Consider the following 21,920-nt stretch of genomic DNA (forward strand, 5'->3'; position numbering starts at 1 on the left):
GGCGATCGGGCATGCGACGAACGCCGCGTGCCGTTACGCGGCGCTTGAACGGCTCGCTGCCGCTTGCACGGCGTCGCGCCCACGCCCACGCCGCCCCGTCAGCATGCCCCGAACGTCGGCACCGCCGGATCGACCGCCAGCGCGCGCTCGTTGAACACGACCGGCACGCCGCCGAGCCCGAGCCTGCAGTTCGGGCGGTCGAGCCGCCACCCGTCGACGCACAGCGCGGCGCGCGGCACCGGCACACCGCTCGCATGCGGCAAATCGATCGTGACCTGCCGCTTCGCGCCCGGCATCAGGTTCAGGTAGTTGTCGCTGTAGAACGCGGGCAGCACGCGCGCACCGGTCGACGAATCGAATACCTGCAAGTGCGTCATCAACGCGAACGTCGTGCCGATGTTCGCGACGTCGACCGTGATGCGCGTCGTCGTGTCGTCGGTCTCGGCCGATGCCGCGCCGATGGCAACCGCCGCGCCCGGCATCGTATCGAGCGACGTATACGCGGCGTCGCCTCCGTCGCGCTGTCGCCAGTACACGTTCTCCGCGAGCGGATTGCCGCCTGCGTCGATCAGCACGAGCGACACGATGCACACGTCCGACTTCGCCGCGGCCATCGCCGCCTTCAGGTTCGCCACCACGCGATAGGATGCCTTCGCGACGCCGCCGACGTCCGCGACGGTCCGGCTGCTCGACGTGCCGTCGAGGTTGTACACGCGCATCTCGACGCGGCCGGTGACGGCCGCCGCCGTGTGATTCGCGATCGTCACGTCGGCGGTATTCGCATCGAGGATCGCATTGACGCGACGGCACCCGTGCCGCACCGCGAAGAACGACGCATGCACGTCGAGGTCGTGGCTGTACATCTGCCACACGAAGCTCGGCTGCGCGGGGTTCGTCATCCACATGATCACGCCGGTGGCCGGCGACGTGATCTTCCCGGCCACCGGGCCGATCATCACGGCCGCGTTCGCCTCGTAGATCGAGCGGACGCATTCGTAGTTCATCATCTGCGCCTTGCGCACGAAGTCCGCGAGATTGCGGATCGCGCCGTAGCGCTGCGCCGTCATCGCGATGTAGCCGGCGCCGCCCTGCTTGCCGACCGACGGGTAGTACGCGCCGTTGCCGTTCATGTCGCGGTCGGCCCAGAAGTCGTCCGGGCATTCGTACGAGCCGGGCGGCAGCATCGATTCGACGCATTCGAGCGTCGGGATCGAATGCGAGCCGACCTCGTTGTGAAACGCGATCGACGTCGTGCCGTAGCCGCGGCTGAATGCCGCCTGCGGCGAGGCCCAGTTGTACGGGCCGCCGGACGAATAGCCGTTCACCGCGCCGGCGCCCGTATCGCCGGCCGAACTCGTGAGGCACAGGCGCTGCGGGTCGAGTTCGGCGACGAGCGCGTCGAGCCCCTTGACGAGTGCCGGCGGCGGCGCACCTTCGTTGCCGCCGCACCAGAGCAGGATCGACGGACGATGGCGGTTGCGCGCGATCACGTCGCGGATGTTGTCGAGATCGCGCGGCACGTTGGCCGGCCCCGACCCGTCGCCTTCGGTCGAGAAGAAGAAGTCCTGCCAGACGAGGATCCCGTAGCGGTCGCATGCATCGAAGAAATCGTCGCTCGTGCTCTGCCCGTTCCAGTTGCGGATCAGGTTGAGGTTCGCGTCGCGATGGAGCCGCACCTGGTTGAACAGCCGTTCGCGCGGAATGCGCTTCAGCGCATCGTCGAGCCCCCAGTTGCCGCCCATCACGAGGATCGGCAGGCCGTTGACCGTGACGCTCAACTGCGGCCCCATGCCGATGTCGCGCACGTATTCGATGCGGCGCAGGCCGACCTTCAGCGTGCGCTCGTCCGAGCGCCTGCGCGCCACCTCGATGCCGACCGTCACCGCGTAGAGGTTCGGTTCGCCATACCCGTTCGGCCACCACAGGCTCGGCTGCCTGATCGACAGCGCCGCGATATCCGACGACGTGAGCGACACCTTCGTCGTCGTACTCGATGCGGGAATCGCGATGTCGTGGCGAAACGGCGCGCCGTTGCCGACGGTGCCGACGACGGTCGCGACGAGATCCGCGCCGGAGCCGTTGTCCAGTTCGAGATCGAGCCGCAACTCGGCGTGCGACAGGTCGGTGGACAGCGTGTGCGCGATGTTGATCGCCGCGATCCGCACCGTGCCGGTCGTGAACCATGCCACTGGCTGCCAGATGCCGAGTTCGCGATCGGGGATCGTCGGCAGCCAGTCCCAGCCCGCCGAGCAGAAGAAGGTCGGCCCGTTCTTCAGCGTGACGCCGGTCGGGCCGCCGTTGCGTCCGCCGCGCGTGACGCCGCTCGCGTAGCTCGGCAGCAGCGGCCCTTCCGAGAAATCCGGCTTGACGACGCGCACCGCGAGACCGGCCGCGCCGCCCGCTTGCGGCACCAGCCTCGAGATGTCGAACGTCCCCTGCTTGAACGCACCTTCGAGCCGGCCGACGGGCGCGCCGTTCAGCCAGACCTCGGCGCAGTAGTTGACGCCGCCGAAACGCAGCCACAGCCGCTGCCCCGGTTGCCGTGCGGGCGCCGTGAAGGTCGTCCGGTACCAGTAGTCGGTGTCCTTCAGCGTGTCGGGAATGGTGTCCGTGACGATGCGGCCGTAGAACGGGTCGGGATACTTGCCGTTGACGATCATGCTGTTCAGCACGGTGCCGGGCACCGTCGCCGGCGCCATGTCCGTCACGCCGGCCGCGCCCGACAGTTGCGCGCCGCCGGCGCCCGGCAGGCTGCTCGCCGGGGCGAACGTCCAGTTCGTCGTGAGATCCTGCGCGGCCAGCAGGCTGTGTTCGGGGTCACCCGGCACGACGGGCATGACCGTCGCGGGGCCGTCGGCGCCGGGCGTGCCGGACGCGCCGGCGGGCGCATCCATGTCGCCACCGCAGCCGGCGAGCCAGTTCGTGCCGACCAGCGCGGCGCCATACGACAGGAATTTCCGGCGTTCTTTCGACGTCATGTGGTTGTCTCCCTGATGATGCCGACATCGTCGCGGGCACGCGCGCGGTGCGAGACCATGCGCGCGCCGGTCACGTTCACTGCGCGCCGGCCCGGCGCATGCGCATCACCGTCGACGGACTGCCGGCCGTCATCTGCGTATAGTCCGCGTTCGGCCCGGACGGCGGCGTCAGGTTGTCGGCGGCCGCCCATTGCGTCGGCGCCGCCGACAGCGTGTAGCTCATCGTGCCGCCATTGGCGATCTTGCCCAGCGGCAGCCATGAGCCCGCGTAGTCCGCGCCGTTCACCTTCAGCGACTGGATATACGCAAACGACGGGTGCCCCGCACCGTCCATCGCCACCTGCTTGTCGCTTTCGAGCCGCAGCGTCTTGCCGTTGCCGAACCAGACGGTGATCCCGCTGAACTGCGGCGTGGACAGCGCGAGCCCCGCTTCCGACGGAATCACCGGGAACATGCCGAGTGCCGCCCACACGTACCAGCTCGACGTCGCCCCCATGTCGTCGTTGCCCGGCAGCCCGTCGCGCGCGGTCGTGAACGCCTTCGACATGATGATCGGCAGGATGTACTGCGCACCGCTCGGCTGCCCGGCCCAGTTGTAGCCCCACGGCGACTGGAACGACGGTTCGTTGCCGATGTACAGGCCGGTGGACGATTCGCCGCCGTTCAGGTCGCCGGAGGCCGGCACGGTCGAGAACGGCGTCGTGATCGCAAACAGCGTGTTCAGCCGCGCGACGGCCGCCTGCTTGCCGCCGATCGCGTCGATCAGCGCGCTCCAGTCCTGCGCGAAGGTCCAGAAGTAATTCGGCTCGGTCGATTCATGGAACGAACCCTGCACGAGCGTCCCCAGCGTGCCGGGCGCCGAGCCGGCCGGCGGCGCATTGCGCGCGGCGATCACCTTGTTCGTGTAGTCGAAGATGTTGCGCCACCACCCGGCCCGCGTGTACAGCGTGCCGATGTTGTCGGGCGTCACGCCGACCGACGGCGCGTTCAGCACGCTGGCGGGCAATGCCTGCAGGAACGCGGCCGCGGAACGGTCGCTCAGCACGCGCTCGATGGTGGCCGAAGACGAGTGACCGTCGTCGCCCTGCGACAGGTAGTGGGCCGTCAGGAAGTTGGCGAGGCCCGCTGCGCTCGTGCGGTCGTTGCATGCACTCGACGGATCGAACACCGACTGCTTCGTCAGCCGCGCGGCCGACACCAGATCGAAATCGGTCGCGCCGAACTTGTACGCGCCGGCGATCACGTTCAGCGCGTTGTCGCCGGCCATCGGCGTCGAGTCGTCGCTGCCGTCGACCCAGTGCGGGAACGCGCCGCACTGAAGCCCGTCGACCACGAGCGACTGCATCATGTCGCTCGTTTCCTTTGGCGCGAGCAGCGCCAGCAACTGCGTTTGCGACCGGTACGTATCCCACAGCGAGAAGCCCGTGTAGTGGTTGCCCGCGCCGCCCTGCGAGCCGTCGGTGCGCCGGAATGCGTAGTCGCCGACCTTTGCCGTCGCGCGCTGCGGCACGGTGCCGGTCTGGTCGACCGACGCCGGATAGCCGCCGCTCGCGTTCTTCGGCTGGCGCATGCTGCGGAATTCGCCGTTCGTGTCGCTGTAGAGCGTCGGCGTGCCGAACACGCGATAGAGCGCGGTGTAGAACTTCGTCAGGTTCGCCTTCTGCGTCGCGTTCAGCGATGCGGGCGCGGCGGCCTGGTCGATCTGGATCGTGTTGAGCCGGTCGTTCCACAAGCCGGACGCGTTGTTGCGCGCGTCGTCGAACGCGAGCTTTTCGCCTTCGGCTTTCAGGTTGGCCTGCGCATTCTGGATGCTGACGGACGAGACCCCGACCTTCACGGTGACGGTGCGGTCGGTGTCGGTCAGGTCGAACTGCAGCGTCGCCGCGCCGTTGCTGACGGTATTCACCGCCGACGTGCCCGCCTGCTTGCGCAGCGGCTTGTCGAAGGTCGCGTAGAAATACACGGGCGCGTTCCACACCGTGCCGTACGGCGTGCAGAACGCCGGCGCGACGGCCTGCCCGCTCATCGACCTGCCGTCGCTCGCGAGCGCCAGCGCGACGTTGCTGGCGGTGACCTTCGTGCTGCCCGAATCGCTGTTGCCGTTCAGCTTCGCGTCGATCGAGAAGAAGCCCTTGTCCTTGTCCGTGTACGTGAAGCGCGCGATGCCGGAGCGCGCCGTCGCGCTCAGCTCCGTGACGATGCCGTTCGCGAGGCGGACCTTGTAGTACCCGGGTTCGGCCGTTTCATCCGCATAGCTGTACCCGATTCCGGTCGGCCGGCCGCCCGACGCGATCGCCTTCGCCGCATCGGCCGGCAGCATCGCGACCGTGCCCTGCCCCGGGCACCCGACACCGCTCAAGTGCGTCACGCTGAAGAAGTCGATCGTGCCGCCCGCCCCACCCGTCGACAGGTAGCCGCCCGAGCCGTTGAAGTTGTAGCGCGGCGTGTTGGGCCCGAAATTCACCATCCCGAACGGCACCATCGCGCCCGGGCTCACGTTGCCCGCGTAGCCCGAGTCCGAGTTGACCTGCGTGCCGATGAGCGGATTGACGAACCGGGTCAGCTGCATGTTGGTGCGCCTGGGCGGCGCCGGCTGATCGGGCTGCGACGGCCGGGACGGTTCCGAAGTCGGCGGCACGGTCGACGGCGTGTCTCCCGCGCCGTTGCTGGCCGTCTTAACACCGTTCACGTCGTCGCCGCCGCACGCGGCAAGCGCCGCGCAAGTCAGCGCGGCGACGAGCAAGAGTCGTGGATGTCTCATTTTTTCGTTTAGTACCGTTAATCAAAACGATTGTTCCGGCGCCGCGATCATCCGGCACGCCGTGCGGCACATTGATGCCGCGCGGCGTGACGTCGACTGGCCCCCTAGGCGACGTCACGCTGACTCGTTACATGCGAATACCCCGCGACGATCGTTGCTGCCGCAACCGTCGCCTCACCGCCCTGTCTCCGGGAACGTCACATCCTTCCCAGGGGCTTACAGTGCCGTAACGACTGTTTATTCACCACGAGAAGTTTCCCGAATTTTCAGTTTGTTTAACTAAACAATCGGGCGTTAATCAGCTTTGGGTAAGCATTCCCGCCATTTGTTGCGTTGCAACGGCGGCGCACCGGGAGGTGCATTGACGGGCGCCCGGCGAACCCGGGCGCCGCATGAACGTGAAGAACGGGACGAACGGATGCCGTGCGCGTCAGCGCGGCAACGTCCGCAGCGACGACGGCCCGCCCGTCAGCGCGATCCGCTTGCCCGTATCGCGCAGCTTGCCGCCTTCCACCGCATAGAACGCCAGCTGCCGCTCGACGTTGAACTGCACGATCACGTGCCGGCTGTCCGCGGTAAACACGATGCCTTGCGCGGCTTCGCCGCCGGGCACCTCGCTCACCTTCACGGCCTGCCCGTTGCGGATTTCGAACAGCAGCACCTTGCCGATCTTGTGGCGGCCCGGATTGTCGGCCGTCAGGTTCGAACCGTCCATCGCCTGCACGGCGATCCACTTCCCGTCCGGCGAAATCGCGACGCCTTCCGGCAGCGACGGCACCGTCAGGTACTGGACCGTGCGGAACGGCACGCGCGACACGTCGATCAGCGCGACCGAATCGGCATCGCCCGCGAGCGTGCCCGTATAACCCGGCAGCCCGGCCAGCCCCACGTTGCTGACGACGGCCCAGCGGTTGTCGCTCGACACGTCGATCGTGTAAGGCGCGACACCCGTGCTCAGGCGCGACCCGCTGTCGGTCACCTTGCCGTCGTCGACGTTCAGCACCGCGATGCCCTGCTCGTCGCGCAGCGACACGAGCGCATGCTTGCCGTCGTGCGTGAAGCTGATCCCGGCCAGCCGCTTCTTGCCGATCTTCAGGCTGCCGTCGAGCGTCACCTGCGTGCCGTCGATGCGAAGGATCGACACGCTGCCGTCGACGTTCGCGACGAGCGCGAGCTTGCCCGAGCGGTCGATCGCGATCCCTTGCGGATGCGTGCCGAGCTCGATGCGCGTGACCGACGGCGGCGCGGCGTCGAGATTCACGACCTGCAGGAACGTGTCGAACACGAGCTGCTTCGCGGCCGTGTCGTAGCGCGTCGGCGCGCCGACAAGCGCGAGCTTCGCGTCGGGCGTGATCGCGACGGCCTGCGGCGGCCCCTGGATGCCGTTCTCGACGTCGATCTGCCGCGCGACCTTCGGCGGGAACGTGCTGGCGTCGAGCAGCGTCAGCGTGTCGGCGGGCGGCGACGCGAGATAGGTGTCGCGGCCCTCGACGCGCTGGTACTTGCCGTCGTTGCCGGACACGATCCAGTCGGCGGCGTGCACGGCAACGGCCGTCGTGGCGAGGGTCAGCGCGGCGAGCAGGCGCGCGCTGCGCGGGCGGAAAGGATTCGAATGCATGGCGGTCGGTTCTCCGGATCGGTTGCGGATGCAATGGATGGCTCGACCCTGCTGCTCGACGGGTCGAAACCACCGCATGATGCCCGAAAGCCGCCGAATCCGGCGTCCCGCACCCGGTTCGTTTCGGTCAACCCGTCCGTCGCGCGCCGGACGACCACTCGCCGACATCATCGAGCGGATACACCGGCCGCGCCAGCCGCTCGTAGTGAAACAGCCCGTAGTCCGAGCCCGTCACGCCGCGGCTGTCGCACTCGACCAGCGCGGCCGCGATCGGCACGAACACCGGTCGGCAATACATCCGCGATTTGAGCAGCAGGAAGCGTGCGCGGCGCGGATCGACGCCGACGCTCTCGAACACGCCGAGGTCCCACGGCTCCTGCGTACGCTCGGTGATGACGAGCGTGGCCGCGCCGATATCGAGCACGGCCGTGCGGCCCATGTACGCGCGCTGCCCCGTGTAAGTCGGCCCCGTGATCACGTATTCGCCGTCGGTGAGCGCACGCACGACGCCGGTCGCGCGAAACGGCTCGCGCCGCACGCCGCCGTGCGACGGCAGGCGGTTGCCGACCGGCACCGTCACGGTCGCGCCGACGCCCGCGTCGATCAGCGCGGCGACGGCCTGCGGGTCGCACAGCGGCCCGCTGACGATGCCGTCGAGCCCGTGCCCGAGCGCGGCCTCGAGCAGGTCCATCGTGTCGCACGGGCCGCCCGACATGCAGTTGTCGCCGTGATCGAGCATCAGCACGGGGCGATCCGCGTCGCGCGCGAGCGCCGCCGCCTGCGCGACCGATTCGGCGAGCGACGCGCTGCGATAGACGAATTCGTCGCGCTCGCCCCAGATCTGCCGTGCGATGCGCTCGGCCGCCGCGTCGGCCGCGGCGCGGTCGCCATCGGCCACGACGACGACGCTGATGCACGGCGCGGGAATGTCCGCGAGCGAGAAACCCGGCAGCACCGATACCGCGAGCATCCCGTCGGCCTCGGCCGCGCGCGCGGCCTCCACCGCGCGCTTCATCGCGCCTTCCGCGCTCGCGCTGCGCAACGTCGACGTCATCAGCGGCGGCTGCCGCCACGCGAGCACGGGCCGGGTGCGACCGTGGAGACGATCGAGCAGCACGCGCGCCGCATGCTCGCCCGTCTCGTACATGTCGACGTGCGGATAAGTCTTGAAACTGACGATCACGTCCGCGTGATCGATCATCTTCTGCGTGACGTTCGCGTGCAGGTCGAGCGCAACCGCGATCGGCGCGCCGGGCAGCGCCGCACGCACACGTTCGAGCAGGTCGCCCTCGCCATCCGCGCTCTGCTCGGCGACCATCGCGCCGTGCAGGTCGAGCATCACGGCATCGCAACCCGGTGCGGCCGCGACGATCGCATCGCAGATCGCCGCATACGCGTCGGCCGCGACCGGCCCGCTCGGGTTCGCGGCCGCCGATACGGGCGTGACGATCCCGGCGCCTTCACGCTCGGCCGCGTCGAGGAACGCGGCCATCGCGGTGCGCATCCCGCGATTCGCGCGATACGCATCGTCGCCCCAGTCGGGGCCGTTGCGGCCGAACGCGGCGAGCGGCGTCGGCACCGGCGAGAACGTGTTCGTCTCGTGGTTCATCCGGGCGATCAGGATCTTCATCGTGTACTGCCCTTCGCGATCCCGGCCGCGCCCAGCATCGCCTGCAGCAGCACGTTGCAGCCGGCTTCCAGATGCACCGGATCGGCGTCCTCAATCTCGTTGTGGCTGATCCCGTCCTTGCACGGCACGAAGATCATCGCGGTCGGCGCAACGCGCGCGAGATACACAGCGTCGTGGCCCGCGCCGCTGATCACGTTCATCGACGACAGCCCGAGCGCGTTCGCGCCGGCGCGAACCTGCTCGACCAGCGTCGCATCGAACGGCTGCGGCGGAAAATACACGACCTGCTCGACGTCGATCCGCATGTCGGCCGCTGCGCCCAGGTCGGCGCACGCCGCGCGCAGTTGCGCATCCATCGCCGCCAGCGTCGCGTCGTCGGCTGCACGCAGGTCAACGGTCAGCGTCACGCGGCCGGGAATCACGTTGCGCGAATTCGGGTGCACGTCGACCCAGCCGACCGTGCCGCGCCCGTGCGGCGGATGCGCGCGCGCGATTGCGTTCACCGCACGCACGAGATCGGCCGCGACCAGCAACGCGTCGCGCCGCAATTCCATCGGCGTCGGGCCGGCGTGCGCCTCCATCCCGTGCACGGTCACGTCGTACCAGCGCTGCCCGAGTGCGCCCTCGACCACGCCGATCGTCGTGTCGTGCGCCTCCAGCACCGGCCCCTGCTCGATATGCGCTTCGAAATACGCGCCGACCGCATGCGCGCCGTGCCCGCCGTCCGCACGGCCCGCATAGCCGATCGCAACCAGCGCGTCGCGTACCGACACGCCGTCGCGGTCGCATTGCGCGAGCGCATGGTCGAGCGTGAACGCGCCCGCGAACACGCCGGAGCCCATCATCACGGGCACGAAGCGCGAGCCTTCCTCGTTGGTCCAGACGGCGACCTCGAGCGGCGCACGCGTGCGCACGCCCGCGTCGTCGAGCGTGCGCAGCACTTCGAGGCCCGCGAGCACGCCGTAGTTGCCGTCGAACTTGCCGCCGGTCGGCTGCGTGTCGATATGGCTGCCCGTCGCCACGGGCGGCAGGTCGTCGCGTTCACCCGCACGCCGCGCGAAGATGTTGCCGATCGCATCGACACGCACCGTACAGCCGGCTTCCTTCGCCCATGCGACAAACAGGTCGCGCGCCTCGCGATCGAGTTCGGTGAGCGCGAGGCGGCATACGCCGCCCTTGTCGGTCGCGCCGATCCGCGCGAGACGCATCAGGCTGTCCCACAGCCGCGCGCCGTCGACGCGCAAGCCGGACGCCGCGACGCCCGGTGTCGAATCCTGAACTTGCATCGATGGATTTCCTCGCAATGAAAGAGCGCGACGCTTACGCGACGCCGACGCCCAGGTAACGGTCCTTCACCTCGTGATCGGCGGCGAATTCCGCGTTGCTGCCTTCGTAGACGATCACGCCCTGTTCGATCACGAAGTGGCGGTCCGCGAGTTGCGTGCACACTTCGAGGTTCTGCTCGACGAGCAGGATCGCGACGCCGGCCGCCTTGATCCGCTTCAACTGCTCGACGATCTCCTCGACGATCACCGGCGCCAACCCCTCGACCGGCTCGTCGAGCATCAGCAGCCGCGGGTGATTCATCAGCGCGCGGCCGATCGCGAGCATCTGCTGCTCGCCGCCCGACAGCTGCGCACCGCCGTTGCGGCGGCGCTCCTTCAGGCGCGGAAAGATCCGGTAGATGTCGTCGAGCTGCCACGGCGAATCCCGGCGCGCGCCGAGCAGCAGGTTTTCCTCGACCGACAGCAGCCGGAAAATCCCGCGATGCTCGGGCACGAAGCACAGCCCGCGCGTGGCGATCCGGTGTGCGGGCTGCCCGGACAGCGAACGGCCCACGAACGTCACCGTGCCGCCGGTTGGTGCCACGACACCGGCGATGGTCTTGAGCGTCGTCGACTTGCCCGCACCGTTGCGCCCCAGCAGCGTCACCGTCTCGCCTTCGTTCACGTTCAGCGAAATGCCCTGCAGCACGTGACTCTTGCCGTAGTACGCATGAACCTCCTTCACGTCGAGCATCATGCGCGGCCTCCCGTGATCATGTTGCCGAGATACGCGCTGCGCACGCGCTCGTCGCCGCGAATCGCATCCGGCTTGCCTTCGACCAGTACGCGGCCCTGCTGCATCACCGTAATCGTGTCCGAGATGTCCATCACGATGCCCATGTTGTGTTCGATCAGCACGACCGTGTAGTCGTCGCGCAGGCCGCGGATCAGTGCCTTCATGTCGTCGAGGTCGTCGATCCCCATGCCCGAGGTCGGCTCGTCGAGAAAAATCGCGCGCGGTCGCGCCGCCAGCGCCATCCCGACCTCGAGCCGGCGCTGCTGGCCGTGCGACAGCACGCCGGCCGCCGTATCGGCGAAGCGCTGCAGGCCGAGCCGCTCGAGCACGTCGTCGACGATGCCGTCGTGCGCAAGCGCACCGCGCGGCGGCGTCCACGGATTCAGCGCGCGCCGCGATTCGACGCCCTGCGCGGCAACCCGCAGGTTCTCGCGCACGCTCAGGTTCGGAAACAGGCTCGTCACCTGGAACGAGCGCGCGATGCCGCGCCGCACGCGCTTGTGATCGGGTTCGCGCGACACGTCGTGACCGTCGAACAGGATCGAGCCCGACGTGATCGGCAGCGTGCCCGTCAACGTATGGAACAGTGTCGTCTTGCCGGCGCCGTTCGGCCCGATCACCGAATGCACGGTGCGCGGCATGATCCGCAGATCGACGCCGCCCAGCGCCGTGAACTTGCCGTAGCGCTTGACGATGCCGCGCGCTTCGAGAATCGCTTCGCTCATTGCCGCTCCTCGGTCGTCTGCTCCGTGCGTCCGCCGTGCCGCAGCGACGCCACGACGCGTTCACCCAATCCCCACAACCCGCGCTGCATGAACAGGCTGACCGCGATCAGCACGAGGCCGAGCAGCAGCAGCCAGCGCGGCCACAGCGTCGACAGCCAGTCCGCGAACAGCACGTAGAATGCCGCGCCGAGCACCGACGCGAACAGGTTGCCCGTGCCGCCGATCACCGTCATCACGAGGATCATTTCGCTCGTGTGATAGTCGATGTTCGACAGCGGCGCGATGCCCGTCATCAACGCGTGCAGCGCACCCGCGAAACCCGTGACCGCCCCCGAAAGCACGAACGCCGCAAGCTTGAAGCGCTTCACGTCGTAGCCGGCCGCCGCCGCGCGCGCCTCGTTGTCGCGGATCGCGAGCAGCGTGCGGCCGAACACGGAGCGCGACACGCGCAACAGCAGCCAGAACACCGCGACAAACAGCACCGCGACGAAGCCGTAGTAGCGCCACGGCGAATCGAGTGAAACGAGCGGATGCCCGAACGCGGCGAGCGCGGGACGCGGGATGTCGAGCAGCCCGTTGTCGCCGCCCGTGACGTCCGGCGTCGTGTAGGCGAGAAAGTAGAACAGCTGCCCGAACGCGAGCGTCAGCATCACGAAGTAGGTGCCACGCTGCCGGATCGAGAACCAGCCGACGAGCGCCGCCGCGACGGCTCCGAGCACGGTGGCTGCAGCGAGCGCAGCGGTCACCGATGCGACGCCGTGCGTCAGCACCAGCCCCGCCGCGTAGCTGCCGAGCCCGAAGAAGATGCCCTGCCCGAATGACAACAGCCCCGTATAGCCCAGCAGCAGGTTGCAGCCGAGCGCGGCGAGCGCGAACACCAGCACTTCGGTTGCGAGCGAGCCCGAGCTCAGCGCGACCGGCAGCACGCACACGACGGCCACCGCGAGCCAGCCCTCCGGGCGTTGCAACGCAGAGCGCCATGCAGGCACGCGCTGCGAGACTGCCGCTCCCGACGGCAGCGGTTTCGACGATTCGATCATGCGGCCCTCCCCAGCAACCCGTTCGGACGCAACAGCAGCACGGCCGCCATCGCGACATAGATCATCAGCCGTGCGCCTTCCGGCCACAGCGTGCTCATCAGGCTCTGCACGATACCGACCAGCAACCCGCCCACGAGCGCTCCGAGAAAATTCCCCATCCCGCCGACCACGACCACGACGAACGCGACGCCGAGCGCCTCGATGCCCATGAACGGATCGACGCCGCGGATCGGTGCGGCGAGCACGCCCGCGAGCGCCGCCGTCGCCGCGCCGAGCGCGAACACGAGACTGAACACGCGCGTCACGTTGATGCCGAGCAGCGATACCATCTCCGTCGATTCGCTGCCCGCGCGCACCGTACTGCCGAGCCGCGTGCCTTCGAGCACCCACCACAGCAACGCGGCGAGCACGGCCGTGAACCCGATCACGAACAGCCGGTATTTCGGGTAGACGAAGCCGCCCCAGATCACGACGCCGTTCAGCACGTCGGGCGGCGGCACGTTGTCGCCGAGCGGACCCCATGCGAGGATCGCGCACTCCTGCAGCACGAGCGCGAGTCCGACGGTCGCGAGGATGTGGAATTCGTGCTGTTGGGCATACACGTGACGCAGCACGAGCTTCTCGACGATCCACGCGAACGCGCCGACGACGAGCGGCACGACCGCGAGCGCGACCCAGAAATTCGCCGACCATTGCAGCGCCTGGTAGCAGAGATATGCGCCGAGCAGGTAGAACGCGCCGTGAGCGAAATTCACGAAGCGCAGCAGGCCGAACACGATCGACAGGCCGACGGCGAGCAGGAAATACAGCATGCCCACGCCGATGCCGTTGACGATCTGCAGCAGATAGACGTTCATGGCTTCCGTGTCAGAAAGGAAGGTAACGGACGTCCGCGGCGCACGACGGCCGCGGACGCATGCATAGCGTCACGCGAGCTTGCAGCCCGTCTTGTCGATCGGCAGGAACGACTGGCCCGAGCTGACGATGTCGGCATAGTCGTCCGCGCTCTTCATCCGGCCTTTCGGCTTGCCCTTCAGCAGGTAATAGTTCTTCAGCACCTGGTGGTCGCCCTTGCGGATTTCCTCCGGGCCCGTGAGGCCGTCGTACTTCATGCCCTCCATCGCCGCAACGACCTTCTTCGGATCGGCACTGCCGGCCTTCAACATCGCGTCGACCAAGATCTTCGAGCAGATGTACGAACCCGCAAGGCTGTAGTTCGGGTTGGCTTTGAATGCGGCGTTCGTGCGTTTCACGAGGTCGCGGTTCAGCGGCGAATCGATCCCGTGCCAGTACTGCGCGCCGAAATACACGCCATCGCAGATGTCCGGCCCGAGCGCCTCGAACTGTTCCAGGCCCGACGCCCACGCGAGCAGGATCGTGCAGTTGCGCTTCATCCCGAAGCTGACGGCCTGGCGCAACGTATCCGACGATTGCGAGCCGAAGTTCAGGATCAGCAGCACGTCCGGCTGCGCGGCCACCGCGTTCGTCAGGTAGCCGCTGAATTCCTTCTCTGCGAGCGAGTGGTAGCTGTTGCCGACATGCTCGATGCCCTTCTCCTTGAAGATCGCTTTCGCGGCCGACAGCAGGCCGTCGCCGAACACGTATTGCGGCGTGATCGTGTACCAACGCTTCGCCTTCGGCAGCATCTGGATCAACGGGCGCACGGTCTGCTCGATCGCGCCGAAGGTCGGCACCGACCAGCGGAACGTCGCGGCATTGCAATCCTTGCCGGTGATTTCGTCCGCGCCGGCCGTCGTGATGAACACGCCGTCCGCCTTCTGGACTTCCTTGCCCATCGCCAGCGATTCGGACGACAGGATGCCGCCCGCGAAGAAGCGCACGCCCTTCTGCTGCGCGATCTCCTGCACACGCCGCACAGCGGTCGCGGGCTTGCCCTCGGTGTCGAGCGCCGTATAGGCCAGCGGCATCCCGAGGACCTTGCCGTACTGCTTGACGACGAGCTGCATGCCGAGATCGGCGTACTTGCCGTTGGCGGCGAACGGCCCCGACATCGGCACCGGGCACGCCAGCTGGATGGGCGAACCCTGCGCGAACGCGGCACGGGACGACATGCTGCCGAGCGCACCCGGCACGGCCGACAGCGCGGCCAGTTTCAACAGTTCTCGGCGATTCAAGTTGACGCTCCTGATAAAGGGGGACACACGCGATGCGACCGACTGCCAAACCGTGCCCACGCCCTGCAGGATGCGCGCCGCCGGTTGATCCTATTTATCATGATAAATAGAATGAACCTGATGCTAGAGTTGATCAAAATTAGTGTCAATCAGGCAAAATTCCGTACTCGCGCCGGAACGGATCGTCGACGATGACGCGGCGCGCAGTCAGACAAAGGAGTCGTGAAGATGGTCATGGACCGAGCCAGGGCGGGCCTCGCAGTCGAAATCAAGCAGCCGAAGCGGGCCGACCTCGTCGCCGAGGAGATCAAGCGGCTGATCACCGAGAAGGACCTGAAGCCGGGCGACCGCCTCCCGCGTGAAGCCGAGCTGCAGCAGCTCTATGCGGTGAGCAAGAGCACGATCCGCGAGGCGCTGAAGTCGCTCGAGGTGCAGGGGCTCATCAAGGTCACGACGGGGCCGACGGGCGGCGGGATGGTCGTCGAGGTGCCGCTCGACCGCACGCTGCAGCTGCTGCAGAACTACCTGTTCTTCAAGGACGTGACGATCGACGACATCTATACGGTGCGCCAACTGCTCGAACCCGAGCTGGCGGCGGGCGCCGTGCCGCACCTGACCGAGCGCGACTTCGCGGCGCTGGAGGCGAACATCGCGTGTTGTGATGGCGGCTCGGGTATGCACGACCGCGGCCACATGCTGCGCCAGCGGCAGGAGGACACGACGTTCCACGACATCCTCGCAGCCGCGAACCCGAACCCGTTCCTGCGATTCAGCTGCGAGCTGATCAACGAGATGATCCGGCAGTTGATCGAGTTCCGGAACGACACGCCGCTCGTCGAGCACAAGCGGTTCGGCGAAGCAAACGTTTCGATCCACAAGGCGATCCTGCAGGCCGCACGCGAGCGCGACGCAGAGCGCGTGCGGGCGCTGATGGTCGAGCACATGACCGAGGCCCCCAAGCATGTGAAGCGGATGAAAGGCAAGCTGCGCGGGCGTCTGATCCTCGACTCCGAAATCCGCAGGCGGGCCGCCGCTCACATTGCGGGACCCGATGCGGCCGCAACGGATCCCGAAGAGGACTGAGCGTCGGCCGGCGCGGTCGATTCAAGGCCGACTGCTTCGCGGCGGCCTGAATACCCCTACCGCGCCGCGAATGCCGATGACGCGCCGTTGCGCACCGTTGCGGCCGAACGCCGCGAGCGGCGTCGGCACCGGCCGGAACGTATTCGTCTCGTGGTGTACCCGGGCGATCGGGATCGTCAGCGCACGCCGCCTTCCGTGTACCCCGTCGTGCCCTTCGTCTCCAGATATTCGACGAGGCCGAACTCCGCATACTCGCGGCCGTTGCCCGAACGCTTGTAGCCGCCGAACGGCGCGGCCGGATTCCACGCCGGATAGTTGATGTGCACGTTGCCGACCCGCAGCCGTGCCGCGACCCGGCGCGCGCGCTCGAGGTCCTTCGTCTGCACGTATGCCGCAAGCCCGTAGACCGAATCGTTCGCGAGCGCGATCGCCTCGTCCTCGGTGCGGTAGGTCAGGATCGACAGCACCGGCCCGAAGATCTCCTCGCGCGCGATCGTCATGCCGGGCGTGACGTTCGAGAACACCGTCGGCTTCACGTAGAAGCCGTCTCCGAGCCCGTCGGGCCGACCGGTGCCACCGGCGACGAGCGTCGCGCCTTCGTCGATCCCGCACTGGATCAGCTGCTGGATGCGGTCGAACTGCGTGCGGCTGACGACCGGCCCGATACCCGTTTCCGTCGAACGCGGATCGCCGACGACGGTGCGCGCCGCCTCGTTGCGCGCCGCGGCCTCGGCTGCGGCAAGGTGGTCGACATGCACGAACATCCGCGTCGGCGCGTTGCACGACTGCCCGCTGTTGCTGAAGCAACTGCGCGCACCGCGCGTGACCGCATCCTCGATGTCGGCATCGGGCAGGATCAGGTTCGGGCTCTTGCTGCCGAGTTCCTGGTGCACGCGCTTCACGGTATCGGCGGCCGCCTTCGCGACCTCGACACCCGCGCGCGTCGAACCGGTGAACGACACCATGTCGACGTCCGGATGCCGCGACAGCGCGTCGCCCACTTCGTGCCCGTAACCGTGCACGAGGTTGAACACGCCCGGCGGCACGCCGGCTTCGTGCAGGATCTCCGCGAACAGGATCGCGCTGAACGGCGCGATCTCGCTCGGCTTGAGCACCATCGTGCAGCCGGCCGCGAGCGCCGGCGCGACCTTGCACACGATCTGGTTGATCGGCCAGTTCCATGGCGTGATCAGCGCGCACACGCCGATCGGCTCGTGCGACACCAGCAGCGAATCGGTCTGCGTGCTGAAGCGGAACGACTGCAGCGCGCGGATCGTCTGCTCGAGGTGCGCGGTGCCGACCGCCGCCTGCATCGCGCGCGCGAATGCGATCGGTGCGCCCATCTCCTGGCTGATCGTCCGCGCGACCTCCTCGTAGCGGCGCTGGTAGATCTCGAGCACGCGCCGCAGCAGCGCGACGCGCTCGCTCACCGGCCAGCGCGAATACGTGTCGAAGGCCCGCCTGGCCGCGCCCACCGCACGGTCGACGTCGGCCGCGCCGCCGATCCTGAGCTGCGCATACGGCCGCGCCGTGCTCGGGTCGATCACGTCGATCGCCTTCGCATCGGCCGGGTCGAGCCACTGGCCGTCGATATAGGACTGTTGTGACGTTCGCATCGAATGCTCCTGTTGTGACGGATGCCGGTGTCGTGCTCAGCGCGTCGCGCGCGCGAAGGTGTCGACGAGGATGTCGCGGATCTGCGCGACGAACCACACGATTTCGTCGCGCGACATCACGAGCGGCGGCGAGAACTGCACGATCGGCGTGCCTTCGTGATCGACGCCCGCGCGACACAGCAGCCCCGCGTCGAAGATCGCGGGCGCGAGCAGCGTCGACACGAACGCCTGCGCGCTGATGCCTGCCGCCCAGCGGCGCGCGGCCTTGTCCGTCACGAGTTCGAGCGAGTAGTGGTAGCCGTCGCCGCGCACGTCGCCGACGCACGGCAGTTCGAGCAGGCCGTCGAGGGTCTGGCGGAACACCGCTTCGTTGGTTCGGACGTTCTCGAGCACGCCTTCGCGCTCCATGATCGCGAGGTTCGCGAGCGCGGCCGTGCACGCGACCGGATGGCCGCCGTAAGTCGCGCCGTGCAGGAACATCTGCTGCGGGCCGTCGAGGATCGTTTCGACGACCGCGTCGCTCGCGATCACGCCGCCGAGCGGCACGTAGCCCGACGCGATGCCTTTCGCGAACGTGATGATGTCCGGCTTCAGTCCGTAGCGCGCGGAGCCGAAATATTCGCCGAGCCGGCCGAACCCGCAGATCACTTCGTCGGCGACGAGCAGCACGCCGTGCCGGTCGCAGATGTCGCGCAGCCCGGCCGTATAGCCGGCCGGCGGCGTCAGGCTGCCGCCCGCGTTCTGCAGCGGCTCGACGACGATCGCGGCGACGGTATCCGGGCCTTCCTGCACGATCAGCGACTCGATCTCGTCGAGCAGATGGCGCGTGAACTGCGCTTCCGTCTCGCCCGCCGGGCGGCCGTAGCGTTTCGTGTTGCCCACGTGTCGCACGCCCGACATCAGCGGCTCGAAATGCTTGCGGAAGTTCGTCATCCCGTTCAGCGCGAGCGCGCCGAACGACGTGCCGTGATACGCGACGCGCCGCGCGATGAACTTGCGCCGCTGCGGCTCGCCGCGCGACTGGTGATACTGGCGCACCAGCTTGATCGCCGCTTCGTTCGACTCCGAGCCGCTCGACGTGAAGAACACGCGGTTCAGCCCGTCCGGCGCGAGCGTCGCGAGCTTGTGCGCGAGCGTGATCGCCGGCTCGTGGCCGACACCCCAGTTGGTCGCGAACGGCAGCCGCACCATCTGCTCGCGGATCGCGTCGCCGATTTCCGCGCCGTGGCTGTAGCCGACCTGCACGCAGTACAGCCCGGCCAGCGCATCGAAGTAGCGCTTGCCGTGGCGGTCGACGAGCCAGCAGCCTTCGCCGCGGTCGAACACGGTCAGCGCGTGGTCGCGATACGCATCGGCGTGCGTGAAATGCATCAGCAGGTGGCGCTTGCCGAGCGCCTGCAGGTCCGCATCGAGATTGACGTCAACAGCGTTCATGGTTCACTCCTCCTTCAGGGTTTCAGGTCCGGCGCGGCGCGCCCGGTCATTCAGTTCATCGACAGCGTCGGCGCGGGGCGCGTGAAGCCGCGCGTCAGCCATGCGAGCTGGCAGAGCCCGAGCACGAGCCAGCCGATGCCGACGTAGAACGTCTGGCGCGACAGCCCCGACCAGAGCCACACGTTCATCGCGAAGCCGAGCGCCGGCATCACGCCGAACGTGATCCAGCCCGCGAAGCGGCGATGCTCGGCGCGGCACAGATAACTGCGCATCACGCACAGGTTCACGACCGCGAACGCGACGAGCGCGCCGAAGCTGATCATCGTCGACGCGAGATCGAGCGTGACGAACAGCGCGGACAGCGACACGACGCCGACCGCGAGCGTCGCGCGCACCGGCGTGCGCAGCCGCGCATGCAGGTGGCCGAACACGCGTTCGGGCAACACCCGGTCGCGGCCCATCGCGAACAGCACGCGCGTCACGCTCGCCTGCCCGGCCATCGCGCTCGCGAAACAGCCGGCCACGTACACGGCGACGAAGAACGCCGACAGCGTGCCGCCGCCGATGCGCCGCATCAGCTCGAGGCTGGCCGAATCGAGATCCTTGAATGCGTGCCAGTCGGGAAACACCACCTGCCCGACGTACGCGATCAGCATGAACAGCACGCCGCTCGCCAGCGTGCAGAGCAGGATCGCGCGCGGCACCGTGCGCTTCGGCTCGCGCGTTTCCTCCGACAGCGTGGTGACCGCGTCGAAGCCGAGGAACGACAGGCACAGGATCGCGGACCCGGCGAAGATCGCGCGCGCATCGCCCGACGACGGCAACGCGACGGCCATCGACAGCCCTTCGCCTGCCGCGACCCGCGCCGATGCGATGACGAAGATCGCGATGAACACGAGCTGGCTCGCGATGAGGATCAGGTTCACGCGATTGACGAGCCGGATGCCGACGATGTTCAGCCCGGTGATCAGCGCTATGCTCCCGACGATCCACACGCTGGCCGGCACCATCGGAAAAATCTGCTTCATGTAGATGCCGATCGCGAGGTAACTGATCATCGGGATGAACAGGTAGTCCATCAGCAGCGCCCAGCCCACCATGAAGCCGGCCGACGTGCCGAAATTGCGGCTCGCGAACGTATAGGCGGACCCGGCGCTCGGCATCAGCCGCGCCATGTGGCCATAGCTGCGCGCGGTGAACAGCATCGCGACCAGCGTGACCGCATACGCGGCCGTCAGGTGCCCGTTCGTCTCGCTCGTGACGAGCCCGTAGGTCGTGAACACCGTCATCGGCAGCATGTACGCGAGGCCGAAGATCACCAGCGTCGCGAGGCCGAGCAGGTGCGGTTTGCGGCGATCGTCCGCGTCGCTGCGAAACGCGTGCGCTGCGAAGTCCTGTGTCGCGGCGGCCGATGCGTATCGACCGGGGCTGTCGTTGTCCATGCTGTCCTCACGTAGGTGGCGTTCACGGCTTCAACACTCGTTCGCCCGGCACGGCCGGCAGCGCACGACTGGAAGAAAGTGTGGTGCGCCAAAAATTCCGCCACGAATGAGAAATGCGGACGTAATCGGGGGATATTTCCGGACACCCGGCCGCGTATCGCGCCGGCGCGTCATGCATGGTGCTGTGCCGCACTGGCGTTTTGCGGACATTCCGGCTATGTTCTACGCGACCCAGCCGCCCCGTCAGCACCATGGACACCCGATCTCATCGAAACCAGAGCCGGGCCGAGCGCAGCCTGCGTTCGTCGCTCGGCCTCGCGCGCCCGGCCGGACGCCAGGAGGACATTCCCGCCACCGTCCACGCGATCGCGGTCGCGCTGGACGAGTGCCGCGTGCGGCACATCGACGGTGCCGCGCTGCTCGAAGGCACGGGGCTCGGCGCGGACGAAGTCGCGTCGCCGAACCTGCACGTGAATCGCGGCCAGGAGCAGCGCTGCTTCCGCAACCTGCTGCAGCGCAGCGGCGTGCCGTCGATCGGGCTGTCGATCGGCGCGCGGCTGCACGTATCGACACTCGGCCTCGCCGGCTACGCGATGCTGATCAGCGGCTCCGTCATGCAGGCATTCCGGTGCATGAGCCAGTTTCCGCTGTTCATGGGCCTGTATTTCGACGTGCGTATCGATGCGCATGCGGACGGCATGAGCGTGACCATCAGCCGCTACAACGGCGAGCCCGATCTCGAGGTGTTCCAGGTCGACATGTGCCTGTCGAGCCTGCGCCTGATCGTGTCCGACCTCGTCGGCAAGCCGGTCTGGCCCGCGCAGGTACAGCTCGCGCGCCGCACGCCACGCAACGCGGCCGACTACACGCGCCACTTCGGCTGCAAGGTCGCGTTCAATGCCGGTGACAACCGGCTCGTGTTCACGTCCGTGAACGGCACCGAGATGCCGCTGCTCGCGAACGAAGTCAGCTTCAATGCGCTGCACGGCCAGTGCGAGGCGCTCGAACGGCAGTGGGCCGCGTCGGTCGGCACGCGTTTCGCCGATCGCGCGAAGGAGCTGATGGCGCGCGACCTCACACGTTTCAAGTCGATGACGTCGCTCGCGAACGCGCTGCACCTGACGGAGCGCACGCTGCGCCGTCGGCTCGACAAGGACGGTCTCACCTTCCAGTCGCTGCTCGACGACGTGCGCCGCGACGAGGCGGTGCGGATGCTCGACGATCCGGAGCTGACGGTCGCGGCCATTGCGGAACGTCTCGGCTACAGCGAGCCGCGCAGCTTCCGCCATGCGTATCGACGCTGGACCGGGCACCCGCCGCGCGCCGGCGCCGAGTCCGACACGTAACGCGCCATGGGCGCGCGGTTAAAAGGCCCGCCGCACAAGCCTTCGCGCCGA

At 67.9% G+C, this 21,920-nt stretch carries 15 protein-coding genes; 2 read left to right on the forward strand and 13 right to left on the reverse strand.

Going from position 1 to position 21,920, the window contains the following annotated elements:
- Window positions 1-98: 98 nt before the first annotated feature.
- The 10 genes from ACTJLD_RS29180 to ACTJLD_RS29225 form a co-directional block, all read right to left on the reverse strand.
- Entirely contained in the window at window positions 99-2,978 is a 2,880-nt protein-coding gene (locus tag ACTJLD_RS29180) for a glycosyl hydrolase 2 galactose-binding domain-containing protein (protein ID WP_440660255.1), read from the reverse strand.
- A gap of 76 nt (window positions 2,979-3,054) precedes the next feature.
- Window positions 3,055-5,739, reverse strand: a complete 2,685-nt coding sequence (locus ACTJLD_RS29185) for a GH92 family glycosyl hydrolase (RefSeq protein ID WP_124673398.1) — start codon at window positions 5,737-5,739, stop codon at window positions 3,055-3,057.
- Between the two features lie 430 nt (window positions 5,740-6,169).
- Window positions 6,170-7,357 (reverse strand): beta-propeller fold lactonase family protein, encoded by a 1,188-nt coding sequence (locus ACTJLD_RS29190; protein ID WP_440660257.1) that lies wholly within the window; start codon window positions 7,355-7,357, stop codon window positions 6,170-6,172.
- Window positions 7,358-7,484: 127 nt separating this feature from the next.
- Entirely contained in the window at window positions 7,485-8,987 is a 1,503-nt protein-coding gene (locus ACTJLD_RS29195; protein ID WP_440660258.1) for a M81 family metallopeptidase, read from the reverse strand.
- Complete coding sequence (locus ACTJLD_RS29200) at window positions 8,984-10,273, reverse strand: Zn-dependent hydrolase (protein WP_440660260.1); 1,290 nt, start codon at window positions 10,271-10,273, stop codon at window positions 8,984-8,986. The genes ACTJLD_RS29195 and ACTJLD_RS29200 overlap by 4 nt, the downstream gene beginning before the upstream one ends.
- A gap of 34 nt (window positions 10,274-10,307) precedes the next feature.
- Window positions 10,308-11,009, reverse strand: a complete 702-nt coding sequence (locus ACTJLD_RS29205) for an ABC transporter ATP-binding protein (protein ID WP_226230208.1) — start codon at window positions 11,007-11,009, stop codon at window positions 10,308-10,310.
- Window positions 11,006-11,773 (reverse strand): ABC transporter ATP-binding protein, encoded by a 768-nt coding sequence (locus ACTJLD_RS29210; RefSeq protein ID WP_027792116.1) that lies wholly within the window; start codon window positions 11,771-11,773, stop codon window positions 11,006-11,008. Before ACTJLD_RS29210 ends, ACTJLD_RS29205 begins: the two co-directional genes overlap by 4 nt.
- Window positions 11,770-12,813, reverse strand: coding sequence for a branched-chain amino acid ABC transporter permease (locus ACTJLD_RS29215; RefSeq protein WP_440660263.1), 1,044 nt, complete (start codon window positions 12,811-12,813; stop codon window positions 11,770-11,772). The genes ACTJLD_RS29210 and ACTJLD_RS29215 overlap by 4 nt, the downstream gene beginning before the upstream one ends.
- Window positions 12,810-13,670, reverse strand: a complete 861-nt coding sequence (locus ACTJLD_RS29220) for a branched-chain amino acid ABC transporter permease (RefSeq protein WP_059693607.1) — start codon at window positions 13,668-13,670, stop codon at window positions 12,810-12,812. The genes ACTJLD_RS29215 and ACTJLD_RS29220 overlap by 4 nt, the downstream gene beginning before the upstream one ends.
- A gap of 69 nt (window positions 13,671-13,739) precedes the next feature.
- Window positions 13,740-14,948: an ABC transporter substrate-binding protein gene (locus tag ACTJLD_RS29225; RefSeq protein ID WP_027792119.1), complete on the reverse strand. Its 1,209-nt coding sequence runs from the start codon at window positions 14,946-14,948 to the stop codon at window positions 13,740-13,742.
- 228 nt (window positions 14,949-15,176) lie between these two features.
- Here ACTJLD_RS29225 and ACTJLD_RS29230 point away from each other — a divergent pair, with 228 nt between their 5' ends.
- A complete protein-coding gene (locus ACTJLD_RS29230; protein WP_060170137.1) occupies window positions 15,177-16,031 on the forward strand; it encodes a FadR/GntR family transcriptional regulator in 855 nt (284 codons plus the stop codon).
- A gap of 176 nt (window positions 16,032-16,207) precedes the next feature.
- Here the strand turns inward: ACTJLD_RS29230 and ACTJLD_RS29235 are convergent, their stop codons facing one another.
- Genes ACTJLD_RS29235 through ACTJLD_RS29245 form a run of 3 tightly spaced genes read right to left on the reverse strand, consistent with a single transcriptional unit; the run spans window position 16,208 to window position 20,523 of the window.
- The gene (locus tag ACTJLD_RS29235) at window positions 16,208-17,647 is read right to left on the reverse strand and encodes an aldehyde dehydrogenase family protein (RefSeq protein WP_146252985.1); all 1,440 of its coding nucleotides are present in this window, start codon (window positions 17,645-17,647) and stop codon (window positions 16,208-16,210) included.
- Window positions 17,648-17,683: 36 nt separating this feature from the next.
- The gene (locus ACTJLD_RS29240; RefSeq protein ID WP_060349555.1) at window positions 17,684-19,081 is read right to left on the reverse strand and encodes an aspartate aminotransferase family protein; all 1,398 of its coding nucleotides are present in this window, start codon (window positions 19,079-19,081) and stop codon (window positions 17,684-17,686) included.
- Window positions 19,082-19,131: 50 nt separating this feature from the next.
- Window positions 19,132-20,523, reverse strand: coding sequence for an APC family permease (locus ACTJLD_RS29245; RefSeq protein WP_175810745.1), 1,392 nt, complete (start codon window positions 20,521-20,523; stop codon window positions 19,132-19,134).
- A gap of 251 nt (window positions 20,524-20,774) precedes the next feature.
- Here ACTJLD_RS29245 and ACTJLD_RS29250 point away from each other — a divergent pair, with 251 nt between their 5' ends.
- Window positions 20,775-21,869, forward strand: coding sequence for an AraC family transcriptional regulator (locus ACTJLD_RS29250; protein WP_059693615.1), 1,095 nt, complete (start codon window positions 20,775-20,777; stop codon window positions 21,867-21,869).
- Window positions 21,870-21,920: the final 51 nt, after the last annotated feature.

The sequence above is a fragment of the Burkholderia sp. 22088 genome (assembly GCF_052045915.1).
GTDB lineage: Bacteria > Pseudomonadota > Gammaproteobacteria > Burkholderiales > Burkholderiaceae > Burkholderia > Burkholderia cepacia.

Excerpts from the sequence above, each read along its gene's own strand:
- ACTJLD_RS29180 (WP_440660255.1), bottom strand. The coding sequence starts at position 2,978 with ATGACGTCGAAAGAACGCCGGAAATTCCTGTCGTATGGCGCCGCGCTG.
- ACTJLD_RS29185 (WP_124673398.1), bottom strand. The coding sequence starts at position 5,739 with ATGAGACATCCACGACTCTTGCTCGTCGCCGCGCTGACTTGCGCGGCG.
- ACTJLD_RS29190 (WP_440660257.1), bottom strand. The coding sequence starts at position 7,357 with ATGCATTCGAATCCTTTCCGCCCGCGCAGCGCGCGCCTGCTCGCCGCG.
- ACTJLD_RS29195 (WP_440660258.1), bottom strand. The coding sequence starts at position 8,987 with ATGAAGATCCTGATCGCCCGGATGAACCACGAGACGAACACGTTCTCG.
- ACTJLD_RS29200 (WP_440660260.1), bottom strand. The coding sequence starts at position 10,273 with ATGCAAGTTCAGGATTCGACACCGGGCGTCGCGGCGTCCGGCTTGCGC.
- ACTJLD_RS29205 (WP_226230208.1), bottom strand. The coding sequence starts at position 11,009 with ATGATGCTCGACGTGAAGGAGGTTCATGCGTACTACGGCAAGAGTCAC.
- ACTJLD_RS29210 (WP_027792116.1), bottom strand. The coding sequence starts at position 11,773 with ATGAGCGAAGCGATTCTCGAAGCGCGCGGCATCGTCAAGCGCTACGGC.
- ACTJLD_RS29215 (WP_440660263.1), bottom strand. The coding sequence starts at position 12,813 with ATGATCGAATCGTCGAAACCGCTGCCGTCGGGAGCGGCAGTCTCGCAG.
- ACTJLD_RS29220 (WP_059693607.1), bottom strand. The coding sequence starts at position 13,670 with ATGAACGTCTATCTGCTGCAGATCGTCAACGGCATCGGCGTGGGCATG.
- ACTJLD_RS29230 (WP_060170137.1), top strand. The coding sequence starts at position 15,177 with ATGGTCATGGACCGAGCCAGGGCGGGCCTCGCAGTCGAAATCAAGCAG.
- ACTJLD_RS29235 (WP_146252985.1), bottom strand. The coding sequence starts at position 17,647 with ATGCGAACGTCACAACAGTCCTATATCGACGGCCAGTGGCTCGACCCG.
- ACTJLD_RS29240 (WP_060349555.1), bottom strand. The coding sequence starts at position 19,081 with ATGAACGCTGTTGACGTCAATCTCGATGCGGACCTGCAGGCGCTCGGC.
- ACTJLD_RS29245 (WP_175810745.1), bottom strand. The coding sequence starts at position 20,523 with ATGGACAACGACAGCCCCGGTCGATACGCATCGGCCGCCGCGACACAG.
- ACTJLD_RS29250 (WP_059693615.1), top strand. The coding sequence starts at position 20,775 with ATGGACACCCGATCTCATCGAAACCAGAGCCGGGCCGAGCGCAGCCTG.